11 protein-coding genes are annotated in these 14,190 nt (G+C 70.9%); 7 read left to right on the top strand and 4 right to left on the bottom strand.

The features are described 5' to 3' along the window. The first annotated feature begins 169 nt into the window (after positions 1-169). The 3 genes from QSK26_RS23135 to QSK26_RS23125 all read left to right on the top strand — a co-directional run bounded on the left by QSK26_RS23135 (position 170) and on the right by QSK26_RS23125 (position 3,610). Positions 170-1,639 (top strand): glycosyltransferase family 39 protein, encoded by a 1,470-nt coding sequence (locus QSK26_RS23135; protein ID WP_285777322.1) that lies wholly within the window; start codon positions 170-172, stop codon positions 1,637-1,639. A gap of 267 nt (positions 1,640-1,906) precedes the next feature. After that, positions 1,907-2,473: a TMEM165/GDT1 family protein gene (locus QSK26_RS23130; RefSeq protein WP_285777321.1), complete on the top strand. Its 567-nt coding sequence runs from the start codon at positions 1,907-1,909 to the stop codon at positions 2,471-2,473. A gap of 309 nt (positions 2,474-2,782) precedes the next feature. Beyond that, positions 2,783-3,610, top strand: coding sequence for a CAP domain-containing protein (locus QSK26_RS23125; protein WP_285777320.1), 828 nt, complete (start codon positions 2,783-2,785; stop codon positions 3,608-3,610). Between the two features lie 192 nt (positions 3,611-3,802). Here QSK26_RS23125 and QSK26_RS23120 read toward each other — a convergent pair whose 3' ends face one another. Together QSK26_RS23120 and QSK26_RS23115 are read right to left on the bottom strand one after the other, a co-directional pair. Continuing rightward, positions 3,803-6,658, bottom strand: a complete 2,856-nt coding sequence (locus QSK26_RS23120) for an ATP-binding protein (protein WP_285777319.1) — start codon at positions 6,656-6,658, stop codon at positions 3,803-3,805. Positions 6,659-6,827: 169 nt separating this feature from the next. Continuing rightward, positions 6,828-6,992 carry a hypothetical protein gene (locus tag QSK26_RS23115; RefSeq protein WP_285777318.1) on the bottom strand — a complete coding sequence of 55 codons (165 nt, stop codon included), beginning with the start codon at positions 6,990-6,992 and terminating at the stop codon, positions 6,828-6,830. 237 nt (positions 6,993-7,229) lie between these two features. Here QSK26_RS23115 and deoC point away from each other — a divergent pair, with 237 nt between their 5' ends. From deoC to QSK26_RS23095, 4 genes are all read left to right on the top strand, one after another. After that, the gene (gene deoC / locus QSK26_RS23110) at positions 7,230-8,168 is read left to right on the top strand and encodes a deoxyribose-phosphate aldolase (protein WP_285777356.1); all 939 of its coding nucleotides are present in this window, start codon (positions 7,230-7,232) and stop codon (positions 8,166-8,168) included. 5 nt (positions 8,169-8,173) lie between these two features. Continuing rightward, complete coding sequence (locus QSK26_RS23105; RefSeq protein ID WP_285777317.1) at positions 8,174-9,601, top strand: aldehyde dehydrogenase family protein; 1,428 nt, start codon at positions 8,174-8,176, stop codon at positions 9,599-9,601. A 182-nt stretch (positions 9,602-9,783) separates the two neighbouring features. Then, positions 9,784-10,650 carry an aldehyde dehydrogenase family protein gene (locus QSK26_RS23100; protein ID WP_285777316.1) on the top strand — a complete coding sequence of 289 codons (867 nt, stop codon included), beginning with the start codon at positions 9,784-9,786 and terminating at the stop codon, positions 10,648-10,650. Between the two features lie 492 nt (positions 10,651-11,142). After that, positions 11,143-11,451, top strand: a complete 309-nt coding sequence (locus tag QSK26_RS23095) for a hypothetical protein (protein WP_285777315.1) — start codon at positions 11,143-11,145, stop codon at positions 11,449-11,451. Positions 11,452-11,512: 61 nt separating this feature from the next. On the opposite strand, the gene QSK26_RS23090 is transcribed toward QSK26_RS23095, so the two are convergent. Then, complete coding sequence (locus tag QSK26_RS23090; RefSeq protein WP_285777314.1) at positions 11,513-12,352, bottom strand: undecaprenyl-diphosphate phosphatase; 840 nt, start codon at positions 12,350-12,352, stop codon at positions 11,513-11,515. Positions 12,353-12,574: 222 nt separating this feature from the next. Further along, complete coding sequence (locus tag QSK26_RS23085; protein WP_285777313.1) at positions 12,575-14,095, bottom strand: M28 family metallopeptidase; 1,521 nt, start codon at positions 14,093-14,095, stop codon at positions 12,575-12,577. Positions 14,096-14,190 lie beyond the last annotated feature (95 nt).

Genomic DNA, 14,190 nt, shown 5'->3' with positions numbered 1-14,190 from the left:
CCCGGGTGCCACGCTCCGCGGGGAGAAGGACGTACCGTCCCCCGGCCGCGCCGGCGGGAAGCCGTCCCCGGGGGCGGGGAAGGGGAAGCGCGAGGAGTCGCCTCCGGGCGCGTCAGGGAAGTTGTTCCCGGGTACCAGAGCCGGCGCGTCGGGGGAGCCGTCCTCGGGGGTGGGGAAGCCCGGGGTGGGGTGGGCGGCGCGGCTGGCGGTGGTGGTGCCGGTGGGGGTTGCGCTGGTGGCCGGGGTGTGGGGGATCGGGCGGGGGTCGCTGTGGCAGGACGAGGCCACCACGCTCGCCCTCGCCGGGCGGCCGTTGCCGCAGTTGTGGGACACGCTGGGCACCGTCGACGCCGTGCACGGCGTCTACTACCTGCTCGTGCACGTCCTGCTGGGCGTCGCGGGGGCCGGCCCGTCGCCCGAGGTGCTGTTGCGGGTGCCGTCGCTGCTGGCCACCGCCGGGGCCGCGCTGGGCGTCGCGGTCGTCGGCCGCCGCCTGGGCTCCCCGGCGGCCGGCCTCTTCGCCGGAACGGCCTACGCCCTGGCCCCGGTGGTCGTCTACCACGCGCAGGAGGCCCGCTCCTTCGCGCTGGTCGCCGCCGCCGTCGTGCTCGCCTGCTACCTGCTGGTACGGGCCGCCGAACAGCCGCGCCGGCTCCGCTGGTGGGCGGGGTACGCCGCCGCCGTGGCGCTCGCCTGCCTGCTCAACCTCTTCGCCGCGTTCTTCCTGCTGGCCCACGCGGTCACGCTGGCTGCCTGCCGGGTGGGCTTCGCCGTACTGTGGCGGTGGGCCGTGGCCTGCCTGGCCGGGCTGCTGTGCGCCGCGCCGGTCGGCTGGATCGCCTACGGGCAGCAGGACCAGGTCTCCCATCTCGACGTGCCGACCTGGGCGACGGCGGGCGCGCTCGTCACGCGGTTCGCCGGGGGCGGCGTGCTGCTCGCGGTCACCGGGGTCCTGGCCGGGCTCGCCGTGCTCCACCGGGCGGACCGCGCCGGACCGGTCGGGCTGCCGCTCCTCGCGCTGCCGCTGGCCGTGCTGCCGCCCGCGGCGCTGCTCCTGATCTCCCAGGCGCATCCGTTCTACGCGGACAGGTACGTTCTCTACTCCATGCTGGGGCTGTCCTGGCTGATCGGGGCGGGCGCCGCCGCGGGCGCACGACTGCCCCGGCTGCCCGCGGTGGCCGGGGTGCTGCCGGTGGCGCTCGTCGCCGGTCTCGGCCTGCCCGCCCAGGAGCAGGTGCGCCGGATCGACAGCCGCCCGGACGACCCGGCGGCGGCGGCCCGTCTCGTCGGGCAGGGCGCCCGGCCGGGGGATGTCGTGCTGTTCCTGCCGTCGGTGCGGCGGCTGGTCGCCGAGGCGTACCCGGTGGAGTTCCGGCACGCCCGCGACGCCGCGCTGAAGCTCTCCGGCCCGGCCTCCGGGACCCTGGCCGGCCGCGAGCTGCCGCCCGAGGACATCGTCGCGTCCATCGGCGACGCGCCGCGGATCTGGACGGTCAGCCGCTCCCACGCCGCCGACGCCGACCTGTCCTCCTCCCGGGACCGGGCCAAACGGGACCTGCTCCGCGACGACTACCGCCAGGTGCGCGTCACCCGCGTCCTCGGCTACGCCGTACGCCTCTACGAACGGGGTGACGGGTGAGTCTTTGCCCGCCGACGTGTCGTGCTGGGGGTGCGGCGGGTGGGCTTGGGGGGATGTTAGGGTCTTCTGGAACACCGAAGGGGAGTAGTCCCAATCGCGTGATCGACACGCTGGCGCCACGGCGCCCGGTCGCGCGGGCCTGAAACGGGCGGACGAGACCTTCGGCCTGGCAGTATGCGTTGTGAGCGCTGCCGGGCCGAAGCCGTGCCCGCAGGATCTCCCGGGTGTTCGCTTCCGCCCGGTCGCGCATGATGGAAGGGCGACCCCTTGGAAGCGTTCTGGATCAGTCTTGCGGTGATCTTCGTCGCGGAGCTCGGCGACAAGAGCCAGCTCATGGCGATGACCTTCGCCACCAGGTTCAAACCCGGGCCGGTGCTGGCCGGGATCACCATCGCCACCGCCGTGGTGCACCTCTTCAGCGTCGCGCTGGGCGGCGTCGTCGGCGACCTGCTGCCGACCACGGCGATCACGCTCGTCGCCGGCATCGCGTTCCTCGGGTTCGCACTGTGGACGCTGCGCGGGGACGAGCTGACCGAGGCCGAGTCGCAGAAGGCGTCCCGCACCACCCGGTCCGCCCTCATCGCCGTCACCGTGGCCTTCTTCCTCAGCGAACTCGGCGACAAGACCATGCTGGCCACCATCACCCTGGCCACCCAGCACGGCTGGTTCGGCACCTGGATCGGCTCGACCGTGGGCATGGTCGCCGCCGACGCCCTCGCCATCGTGGTCGGCCGCATGCTCGGCAAGCATCTGCCCGAGCGAGTGATCAGGTACGGCGCCGCCATCGCGTTCGCGATCTTCGGGGTGATCCTGATCGCCGAGGCCCTCGTCTGATCCGGGAAATCTGAGCCGGGTCCTGGATCGGTCCCAGAGTGCCGGAAGTGCTGTGACACAGGAGATGTGACACGTCTGGAGGGGTCCTCAGGTTTACCTGGAGCCCCAATATTCTCAGAATTCTCCTGACATGTCCGTTTTGGCGGGCCAGAATGCGTGGTTCATCAGGTGTCCGAAACTCTCCTGGAGGACCACATGCACAGACTCATCAAGGCACTCGCGTGCCTCGGCGGTCTGGCAGCGATCATCACACCCGTAACCGCGGCGCACGCCGCGACCCGAACTCCCACCCCGGCCGCGGAGTGCCGCGTGGCCGCGTCTCTGCCCGCGGCCACGCCCACCTCCATCCGCGCCGAGGCGTCCCGCGCCGGGTGCACGCAGGCCGCAGCCCTGCGTATCCAGCTCAAGTGGGCCCGCTCCGGCGCCGACCAGGTCGTCAAGCAGGCCAGGACGATCGTCCGCAACGGCCGGTTCGCCGCGGCGGCCCCGTGCACCACCTCACCGCGCACGTACTACGTCGTCGTCACCGACGGCGCGGGGAACACCTCCCGCTCCAAGGGCGTACAGCTCGGCTGCGCGCCCGCCGCGACCCCCGCCCCCACGCCCACCACCGCCCCGACCTCCACCACACCCGCTCCCACGCCCACCGCCGTCCCGACCTCCACAGCCGCCCCCTCGACCACGGCGGTGCCGACCTCCACACCCGCCCCCTCGACCAGTCCGAGCGGCGGCACCGGTACCGGCACCGTCGGTTCGACGGTGGAGGAAGAGGTCGTGCGCCTGACCAACGAGGCGCGCAGGACCGGCGGGTGCGCTCCGCTGACGCACGACGCGAAGCTGCACACCGCCGCGCGGGGGCACTCCTCGGACATGGCGGCCAAGGGATACTTCTCCCACGACTCCCAGGACGGCCGGGACCCCGGTGACCGCATCGCCGCCGCGGGCTTCTCCCCGATCCGCGCGTGGGGTGAGAACATCGCGATGGGGCAGCCCACCGCGGCCGTCGTCGTCAAGGCGTGGCTGGACAGCCCCGGCCACCGGGCCAACATCATGAACTGCACCTACACGCACATCGGCGTGGGTGAGGCCAAGGGCGCCAGGGGCCTTTACTGGACCCAGGACTTCGGCCGTCACTGACCTTCTCCCTCCACTGACCCTCTCCCTGCACTCTCCGCCGGCGTTGTGCCCCCTTTTTTGTGGGCCGCGTCGGCGGGTGTGTGTGGTGTCGCGCCGTACGGGGGCGCCGGGTACGGCCGCTTTTCTTCTCGCCGACGCGGCGCCTTGGAGGGAGGGCGGGGTTACAGGGTGTGAGGTTAGGGGGTTAGAGGGTTAGGGGGTTAGGAGGGAGAGGCGGTGGGCGGCGGCGGTGGCTTCGCCGCGGTTGGAGACGCCGAGTTTGGCGAGGATGTTCGAGACGTGGACGCTTACTGTCTTGGCGGAGATGAACAGTTCGGCGGCGATCTCGCGGTTGGAGCGGCCCTTGGCGACGAGGTGGAGGACTTCCAGTTCGCGCGGGGTGAGGAGTTCGGCGCCGGCGGGGGTGCTGGCGTCGGCGTCGCCGTCCAGGTGGGCGCCGATGCGGCGGCAGAGGACCTCGATCTCCTCGGTGAGCGGCGTGGCGCCGATGGCCTGGGCCAGCGGGTGCGCGGTGCGCAGCCGGTCCGCGGCCCCCTCGCGGTCGCCCGTCTGGACGGCGGTCAGCGCGGCGTGCCACAGCGACGTCGCGTGCGGGAGCGGACGCCGGAGGCGGTCCCAGATCGCGGCGGCCTCGTCGAACCGGTCCTGGCACATGTACCGGTAAGCCTCGGCGACCGGCCCGTCCACGGACAGCCTGGCGGCCACGTGGTCGGCAAGCTGCTGCACCTCGGCGGCCCGGCGCAGATCGACCGGCGCGGCCGTGGCACAGACCAGGTGGATCTGGGACAGCAGCCGCCAGCCGAGCATCGCCTTGCTCGGGTGGACCAGCTCGTTCAGCGACTGCTCGGCCACCCGCAGCGCCTCCTCGGGCTCACCGCGGAGCTTGTACCAGCCCATCAGCAGCCGGACGTTGCCCGTCGTCTCCTGGGTGAAGTCGGCGGTCGGCCGGGTGAACGCCTCCATCTCGTGCAGGACCGCCTCAAGCACCTCCATCTCGCCCCGTCCCACGGCGATGTCGCCGCGCACCCTGCGCAGGTGGTGGCGGGTGCGCAGCCCGGGGTCCTTGGCGAGGGCGGCCTCGACCACCTCCACGGCCTCGTCCCACCGGCCGAGCGCCTCCAGCGCCTCGGCCCGGTTGTTGGCGATGAAGGTGCCCTGGATCCGGTACCTGCCGTACTTCCTGGACAGCCGCTCGCCCTCGATCGCGAGCTCGATGGCCTCCTCGGAGCGGCCGAGGTTGTTGAGGGCGTCGACGTTGTTGGTGACCGCGCGCAGGGTGAGGCGGTGTGAGCCGAGCCGGGTGCCGATCGAGCGGGCGTGCTCGTTGGTGGCGATGGTGGCTTCGAGGAGGCCGGAGATCGACTGGCCGTTGGCCAGGTCGAGCAGCAGGTCGGCCTCCTGGGCCTCGTCGTTCATGCTCCTGGCGATGCGCAGCGACTCCTGGGTGAGCGCGGCGCCCTCGACGATCTCGCCGCTGAAGATGAGGAAGCGGCCGAGCCGGCCCAGCACGTGCGAGCGGGCCGCTCCGGCGTTCGGGACGAGGGACTCGGCGTAGCGGAGGTTCTCCAGGGCGCCGGGTCTGCGCTTCTCGATCTGGAACCCGGCCAGCCGTACGACCAGCTCGGCGACCCGTTCCGGTTCCTTCTGCTCGTCCAGCTCGGCGAGCGCGGCCTTGACGAACTTCGTGCCCCGGTCCACCTCGCCGCTGTTGGAGGCGGCGACGGAGGCGATCTCCAGGACGGTGGTGTGGTCGGCCCCGATCCGCTCGGCGGCGTCGGGCACCTTGTCCCAGAGCGTGAGGACGCGTTCGAGCAGTTGCAGCTTCTCGGTGTAGGCGAACGCCTTGGCCGCCTTGTCGGCCGCCTCCCAGGCGGAGATGAGCGCCCACAGGTCGTTGCGCGCGGAGTACCAGTGGTGGGCGACCTCGATGGCGGCCCGGCCGCGCGGCACGAGCTCCCGGTCCCGCTCGATCTCCTCGGCGTACCTCGCGTGCAGCCGGGTGTGCTCGCCGGGCAGCATCTCGTCGTGTACGGCCTCGCGGATGAGCGCGTGCCGGAAGACGTAGGTGCGGTCGTCCACCTGGATGACGTTGCGCGCGATCGCCGGGCGCATGGCGTCCTCCAGCGCGATGTCGGACAGGCCGCAGACCGCGGACAGCAGGCCGTGCCCGACCCGGATGCCGCCCGCCGCGGCGACCCGCAGCACCCGCTGGGTCTCCTCGGGCAGCTTCTCGACCGAGCCGATGATCAGATCGTGCAGCGACTCGGGGAAGGAGCACTCCGCGCCCGCGTCGAGCAGCGCCTCGACGAACAGCGGGATGCCCTCGCTGCGCTCGTAGATCGTGTTGACCGGGCGGTATTCGGGGACCTTGCCGGTGATGCCGGCGATCTGCGCGCCGACCTCCTCCTGGGTGAGGCGGGGCAGCTCGGTCCGCAGCACGCCGTCCAGCCGGGTCAGCTCGGCCAGCACCGGCCGCAGCGGGTGCTGGCGGTGCAGGTCGTCGGAGCGGAAGGTGAGGATCATGAGGACGGGGGCCGCGTGCAGGTTGCGGCTGAGGAAGGCGATCAGGTCGCGGCTGGACCGGTCGGCCCAGTGGATGTCCTCGATGACCAGGATCACGGCCCGCCGCTCGGCGAGGCGCTCCAGCAGGGTGAGGATCAGCTCGAAGAGCCGGGCGCGGGCGGTGTCGGACTCCTCGTCGCTGTTCGGCTCGCCGAACTCGGGCAGCAGCCTGGCGAGGTCCCGCCCCGCGCCGTCGGGCAGCAGGGCGGTGATCTCGGCGGTGCCCATCTCGCGGACGAGCTGGCGCAGCGCGGCGGTGAACGGCGCGTAGGCGAGACCTTCGCTGGACAGCTCGACACAGCCCCCGGCGAGGATGTGCGCGCCCTCCTCCGCCGCCTCCTCGGTGAACCTCCCGACGAGTCGGGACTTGCCCACTCCCGCCTCACCGCCCAGGAGGACGGCGGAGGCGGACCTCTTACGCGATTCCCTGAAGCCCTCGGCCAGGACCTCCAACTCCGTTTCCCGCCCGACGAAGACGGGGCTCACAGCCCGACCCATCATGTGGTCCAGCATGGCATGCCCTTAATTGGACCTTCGCCCCTTTTTTCTGTCGGCGAAGGTGTCTGTGGTCAAGGGACGGGTGACCGAACGACCGGTCAGGGAGGCTGTGAGGCCCGGCCGAGAGGGAGGTTTCGGCCGGGCTCTCTGTGGACGGTCATGACGCGCGGAGCTTGAAGGCGAAGCGGTGGCGCCGGTCGGCCGCCCCCTCCGGTGCCTTGCGGCTCTTCGCGGCCTGCCGGGCGATCCGGTGCGCCGAGGCCTGCTCGTGCAGCTCGGATACCCGGTCGTGGATCATCTGGTAGTGGAGCTCGGGACCCATGGGGTTCTCCTTGGTGTGTCCTTTTCCTGACACTTCAAGGTTCGTCCTAAGGTGCCGTCCCGCACATCGGACGGATGCCTTATCTGGGGCCCTCAGAGGGACCTACCTTCGTCCTAGGACTGCCTAAGACCGCCTCATCCCGCCTTAGAGGCTCCCGGCGGCCGGGAATCCTCGCATGTCAGGCGGTCCGGTTTGGAATCAATCGCGCTGGTCGGCGATGCTGTGGTGGTGTCAACACTGACTACTCCGCTCGCGGAGGTGGCGTCCTCAGACGCCACATTGCGAGCCTTCCTGCACGGTCTGCCCGGAGTCGACCGGGTGGGCGCCGACCAGCGAGCCGCAGCCCTAGGCACACGATCGATCAAGACTACCGCGAAGTCCCAGGCCATCGATCTGGCCATCTCCATGGTGGACCTGACCACGCTCGAGGGTGCCGACACCCCGGGCAAGGTCCGCGCGATGTGCGCGAAGGCCGCCCATCCCGATCCATCAGACCCCTCCGTGCCACGGGTCGCAGCGGTCTGCGTCTACCCGGACCTGGTACCGCACGCCGTACGCGCGCTGGCCGGGTCGGGGGTGAAGGTCGCCAGCGTGGCGACCGCGTTCCCCAGCGGCAGGACTTCGCTGGACGTCAAGGTGACCGACACCGCGCAGGCCGTGGCGGCCGGCGCGGACGAGATCGACATGGTGATCGACCGCGGCGCGTTCCTGGCGGGCGACTACACCACCGTCTTCGAGCAGATCGTCGCGGTGAAGGCCGCGGCGGGCGAGGCGCACCTCAAGGTGATCCTTGAGACCGGCGAGCTCGCGACCTACGACAACGTACGGCGGGCCTCCTGGCTGGCGATGCTGGCCGGCGCCGACTTCATCAAGACCTCGACCGGCAAGGTGTCCCCTGCGGCGACGCTTCCCGTCACCCTGGTCATGCTGGAGGCCGTGCGCGACTTCCGCGCCACCACCGGCCGCATGGTCGGCGTCAAGCCCGCGGGCGGCATCCGCACCACGAAGGACGCGATCAAGTACCTCGTGCTGGTCAACGAGACCGCCGGGGAGGACTGGCTCGATCCCGCGTGGTTCCGGCTCGGCGCCTCCTCGGTGCTGAACGACCTGCTCATGCAGCGGCAGAAGATGGCCACCGGTCGCTACGCCGGCCCCGACTACTTCACCCTGGACTGACCGCCATGAGATTCGAGTACGCACCCGCACCCGAGTCGCGCGACGTCGTCGACATCAAGCCCTCCTACGGTCTGTTCGTCAACGGTGAGTTCACCGAGGGCGGCGGCACCCCCTTCAAGAGCGTCAACCCGGCGGACGAGACGGTGCTGGCCGAGATCGCCTGCGCCGACGAGGCCGACGTCGACCGGGCCGTGCAGGCGGCCAGGAAGGCGTTCGAGACCTGGAGCGCGCTGCCCGGCTCCGAGCGCGCGAAGTACCTGTTCAGGATCGCCAGGATCGTCCAGGAGCGGGCCCGTGAGCTGGCCGTGCTGGAGTCGCTGGACAACGGCAAGCCCATCCGAGAGTCCCGCGACGTGGACCTGCCGCTGGTCGCCGCGCACTTCTTCTACTACGCCGGCTGGGCGGACAAGCTGAAGCACGCCGGCTTCGGTCCCGACCCGCGGCCGCTCGGCGTCGCCGGGCAGATCATCCCGTGGAACTTCCCGCTGCTGATGCTGGCATGGAAGATCGCCCCGGCGCTGGCCTGCGGCAACACCGTGGTGCTCAAGCCGGCGGAGACGACCCCGCTGACCGCGCTGGCCTTCGCGGAGATCTGCGTGCAGGCCGGGCTGCCGGCCGGCGTGGTGAACATCGTGACCGGCGCGGGCGCCACCGGCGCCGCGGTGGCCGGCCACGCCGACGTGAACAAGGTGGCCTTCACCGGGTCCACCGAGGTCGGCCGGCTGATCGCCCGCTCGGTCGCGGGCACGGGGAAGAAGCTCACCCTGGAGCTCGGCGGCAAGGCGGCCAACATCGTGTTCGAGGACGCCGCGATCGACCAGGCGGTCGAGGGCATCGTCACCGGCATCTTCTTCAACCAGGGGCACGTCTGCTGCGCGGGCTCCCGGCTGCTCGTGCAGGAGTCGATCCAGGAGGAGCTGCTCGGCGCGCTCAAGCGCCGGCTGGCCACCCTGCGGCTCGGCGACCCGCTGGACAAGAACACCGACATCGGCGCGATCAACTCGGCCGAGCAGCTCGCGCGGATCCGCACCCTGGCCGACGCGGGCGAGCAGGAGGGCGCCGATCGGTGGTCGCCGTCCTGCCCGCTGCCGGACAAGGGCTTCTGGTTCCCGCCGACGCTCTTCACCGGCGTCGCCCAGTCGCACCGGATCGCCCGCGAGGAGATCTTCGGCCCGGTGCTGTCGGTGCTCACCTTCCGCACCCCCGCCGAGGCCGTGGAGAAGGCCAACAACACTCCCTACGGCCTGTCCGCGGGCGTGTGGACGGAGAAGGGCTCGCGCATCCTGTGGCTGGCGGACAAGCTGCGGGCCGGCGTCGTCTGGGCCAACACCTTCAACCGTTTCGATCCCGCCTCGCCCTTCGGCGGTTACAAGGAGTCCGGCTACGGCCGGGAAGGCGGACGGCACGGGCTGGAGGCGTATCTCGATGTGTGAGCATCGCCGGCCGGGGCGGTCGTCCCGCCGGGCACAGATGACCAAGGGCCACGCGATGGCGCGCGCCGGCCGTACCGCTCGCCGGCGCGGCTGGTTCGCGCACCACGGCGGGGTCAGCCGCTGCGGACAGGGCTTCGTGCCCGAACGACTGGCGCACGAGAGCACGTGGAAGGGACGCGGCGATGAGTGAGAACGGGCGGCTGGCCGTACGCAAGACGTACAAGCTGTTCATCGGCGGGGCGTTCCCGCGCTCCGAGAGCGGAAGGTCCTACGCGGTGACCTCCTCGAAGGGCGACTTCCTCGCCAACGCGTCCCGCGCCTCGCGCAAGGACGCGCGGGACGCGGTGGTCGCGGCGCGCAAGGCGTTCCCCGGCTGGTCGGCGGCGACGGCCTACAACCGGGGGCAGATCCTCTACCGGATCGCCGAGATGCTGGAGGGCAGGCGGGCGCAGTTCGCCGGCGAGGTGGCCGAGGCCGACGGGGTCTCGGCGCGCAAGGCCGGCGAACTCGTGGACGCGGCCGTGGACCGGCTGGTCTGGTACGCGGGCTGGTCGGACAAGATCGGCGCCCTGCGGGGTGCGGCCAACCCGGTCGCCGGGCCGTACTTCAACCTGTCCACCGCCGAGCCGTCGGGCGTCATCGCGGTGATCGCGCCGCCGATGGGCCCGCTGCTGGGGCTGGTCTCGGTGATCGCCCCGGTGATCGTGACCGGCAACACGTGCGTGGTGGTGGCGAGCGAGCGGGCGCCGCTGCCGTCGATCACCCTGGCCGAGGTGCTGGCCACCTCCGACCTCCCGGCCGGTGTGGTGAACGTGCTCACCGGCCCGACGGCGGAGCTGGCCCCCTGGCTCGCCGCGCACATGGACGTCAACGGCATCGATCTCACCGGTTGCCCGCCCGACCTGGCCCTGACCTGTGAGCGGGAGGCGGCGGAGAACCTCAAGCGGGTGCTCCGCCCGGCCGAGGAGAGCTGGCTCGCCGAGCCGCGGCTGGACCGGATGACGACGTTCCTGGAGACCAAGACCGTCTGGCACCCGATCGGGATCTGACCCCTCTTCCCCAGGCGGGACCCCTTTTCCCCAGGCGGGACCCCTTTTCCCCAGGCGAGGCCCACGACCGTGGGCCTCGCCGCATTTTCGGTGGTGCGTGAAATATCAATGTGATCTAGATTGTCGCCCACGTAGTGCACCAAAGGGGATATCGGTGGACATGACCGCGGGCGTACCGGCATGCGGAAGAAGAGGGGGGAGGAGCCTGACGGGTGCTCCTGGTGCGGAGGGCGTGGGGTTCGTGAGACCCTTCCTGTCATCGATCGGCGGGCATGATCCCGATTCGGTCGCATTCGGCGGGGGGTGACAACGCCGATGGGGGGTGGCGGGTCTTAGGGGTAGGTCGAAACCCGATTTTGATCTACGCAGAAACGGTTCGGCGATTTTCCGGTGCGAGGGTGGGCGGGCTGGAATCGTGTCAGGGGGAGCCGATCGCGGTTCGGGGGACGGCGTTCTTGATGGGGCATGGACGGTAAGCGGAGGATCAGTGGCGTGACGGACGGCATGTGGGAAGAGCTGGAGATCGATCCACAGCAGATGCGTGCCGGGGACATCGTGTCCTACCTGGTCAAGGACTACCTCGCCCCGCTCGGCGCGCCGCTGATCCACCAGGGGGACTGGGAGGTGCTCCAGACCGACTCCCTCCTCGGCACCCACATCGGCGTGGACGACGACGGGCGGGCCTACGACGTGGAGGCCGTCTCCTACCACTGCCGCGCGGTGCACTCCCGCCGCGAGGAGTGGAAGCTCTTCACCCTCGACCGCAAGGTCACCGTCCGCCGCCCGGCCACCGGGGACTGAAGCATGACGGCCACCGCCCGGGGGAGCCGGGGGGTGGCCGTGGGGTGTGTGGCGTGCGGGATCAGCCGAGGGCGGGGATGACGCCGAAGCTGACCAGGGTGATGACCAGGATGCCGAGCAGGACCCGGTAGATGACGAAGCCGGTGAAGCGGTGGTTGCTGATGTAGCGGAGGAACCAAGCGATGGCGGCGTAGCCGACCACGAAGGACACGATCGTGGCGAGGATGGTGGGGCCCCAGTCGGGGGCCGGGCCGTCGCCGATCTCGAAGAGCTCCAGCACGCCCGACATGAGCACCGCCGGGATGGCCAGCAGGAACGAGTACTCCGCGGCCTCCTCCCGCCGGTAGCCGAGGAGCAGGCCGGCGCCGGTGGTGCCGCCGGAGCGGGAGACGCCGGGGATCAGGGCGAGCGACTGGGCCACGCCGTAGGTGAGGGCGTGCGGCAGGTTGAGGTGCTTGTCCAGGGTGAGCTCGTTGCGCGCCATGTAGTCGGCCAGGGCGAGCAGCAGACCGAAGATGATCAGGCAGGCGCCCACCAGCCGCAGGTCACGCAGCGTCGTCTCGATCTGGTCCTTGAAGGTGATGCCGAGGATGCCGATCGGGATGCTGCCGGCGATCACGTACCAGCCCATCTTGGCCGCCTGGTCGCTGCGCAGGTGCGGCGTCCACAGGGAGCGGGTCCAGGTGACGACGATGTCCGCGATGCGCTTGCGGAAGTAGATCAGCACCGCCGTCTCGGTGCCCAGCTGGATGACGGCTGTGAAGGCGGCGCCGGGATCCTTCCATCCGAAGAACGCGGAGACGACCCGGATGTGCGCGCTGGAGGAGATCGGCAGGAACTCCGTGAGCCCCTGCAGCACCCCCAGCACCGTTGCCTCGAACCAGCCGATCAAGGGTGACACCTTCCAAGGGGAGACCGCTTCGGCGGACGTGCCGGCGGCCTTTTCGTGACGACTTAGCGAGGCTAGCGGAGACACGGGGCGGTCGTGGCCATGGTCCCCGACCCTGGTGGAAGTTGACGAAAGTTGAGGAAACGGACGGGCCGGAAAAGCGTACGGCGCCGCCCGGCCGGGCGGCGCCGTACAGCAGGCCGGCGGCGTCCGGCTGGACGCCGCCGGGCCGGGTCAGGAGGTGGAGAGCAGCGCGGAGGCGCGGGCGGCGGACTTCTTCCGGTCCGGGATGGAGGACAGGTCGAAGGCGTAGGTGCCCGTCGCGGAGGCGATGGCGTCGGCGTTGAGGTCGAGCGCCTTCAGGTTGACGTTGGCGAGGGTGTCGCACGCCTGGTGGTAGCAGACGTCGTAGGCCACGCCGGCCTGGCCGCCGAAGAGCGCCGCCTCCTGCGGCGTCTTCAAGGTCTCGGCGCCGGTGAAGATGCCGCCGGCCGGGATGCCCGTCGCGATGAACGCGCCGTAGTCGGAGCGGCCGTCGAAGTCGGTGCCGACGTGGCCGACGCGGCGGCTGTCGAAGAACTTCGCGAGCTGCTTCTCGATCTGCGCAGATCCGGGCGGGCCCGCCGGGGAGCCGGTGGCGTCGGAGTCGTCGCCGTCGTAGAGCTTGATGGCGTAGTTCGGCGAGGCGATCATGTCGAAGTTCAGGTAGAGCTTGATCCGGTCCCGCTCGGCCGCCGGGAGTTCGGCGACGTACTGGTTGGACCCGACCAGGCCGAGCTCCTCAGCGCCCCAGAAGGCGAAGCGGACCTTGTTGCGCACCGGGTAGTTCTTGAGCTGGAGGGCGACCTCGAGGATCGCGGCGCTGCCGGAGCCGTTGTCGTTCATGCCGGGCCCGTCGGGCATGCTGTCCAGGTGGGCGCCGACCATGACCACGTCGTCCCGGTCGCCGAAGCGGGACTCCGCGATGACGTTCCTGGTCGTGCCGATGTCGATCCTGGTGTCGGTCTTGACCCGGACCGTGGCCCCCGGCGCCGCGGCCAGCGCGTTGCCCACGGCGAAGCTGGTGATCACCACGGGGAAGCCGTAACGCCACTCGGCGATGTCGAAGACGAACGGGTCCGTACGGCCCGGCTGGCCCTCGTTGAAGAAGATGACCGCGGAGGCGCCGGCGGCCTTGGCGTTGTCCGCCTTCTGCACGAACGGGCAGGTGCCGCGCTGGATGAGCGCGATGTTGCCGGCGGGGAAGCCGGCGAAGTCCTCCGGCTCGCAGCCCGCGGTGGAGCCCGGCACCGGCGGGGGCGGCAGGATCGGGTCGACGACCGTGATCGGTGCCGTCACGTCACCCGAGCCCGAGGAGACCACGGTGACGAAGTCGGCCGGCGTGGCGTAGGCGGTCGGGTTCGGCGCGACCTGCTCCAGGACCGGCGTGGACAGCTCCTCCCACCCGGTGGGGAACTCCACGTCGGTGAAGCTCACCTTGTAGCCCGCCTTGCGCAGCTTGCCCGCCACGTAGTCCACGGAGGCGTCGTAGCCGGGGCTGCCGGCGGCCCGGTTGCCGCCGTTGGCGGTGGCGATCGCCTGGAGGGCGTCCAGGTGCTTCTTGACGTTGGTGCCCTTGACCTTCTGGACCAGGAGCTTGGACAGCACGTCCGAGACGGGTCCGGCGTGCGCCGGTGTGGTGAGGGTCAGCGGGAGCGCGACGACGGTGGCGAGGGCGATGGTGCGGAGCAGATTTCTTCGCGGGCGTGGCCGCATCGGGCTTCCTCCAGGAGGGTCGTACCTTGATCCCCGAGTCAAGGAGGAAAGGTAGCGTGCCTGAAGGGGTTCGACCAGGTTTGGCTAGACAAATC

The sequence above is a fragment of the Microtetraspora sp. NBRC 13810 genome (genome assembly GCF_030268685.1).
GTDB lineage: Bacteria > Actinomycetota > Actinomycetes > Streptosporangiales > Streptosporangiaceae > BSRQ01.
This window is presented reverse-complemented; position numbering and strand designations above follow the sequence as displayed.

What these genes read in the sequence shown, in the direction of transcription:
- QSK26_RS23105 (WP_285777317.1), top strand. Translation starts at nt 8,174, where the DNA reads ATGAGATTCGAGTACGCACCCGCACCCGAGTCGCGCGACGTCGTCGAC.
- QSK26_RS23100 (WP_285777316.1), top strand. Translation starts at nt 9,784, where the DNA reads ATGAGTGAGAACGGGCGGCTGGCCGTACGCAAGACGTACAAGCTGTTC.
- QSK26_RS23115 (WP_285777318.1), bottom strand. Translation starts at nt 6,992, where the DNA reads ATGGGTCCCGAGCTCCACTACCAGATGATCCACGACCGGGTATCCGAG.
- QSK26_RS23085 (WP_285777313.1), bottom strand. Translation starts at nt 14,095, where the DNA reads ATGCGGCCACGCCCGCGAAGAAATCTGCTCCGCACCATCGCCCTCGCC.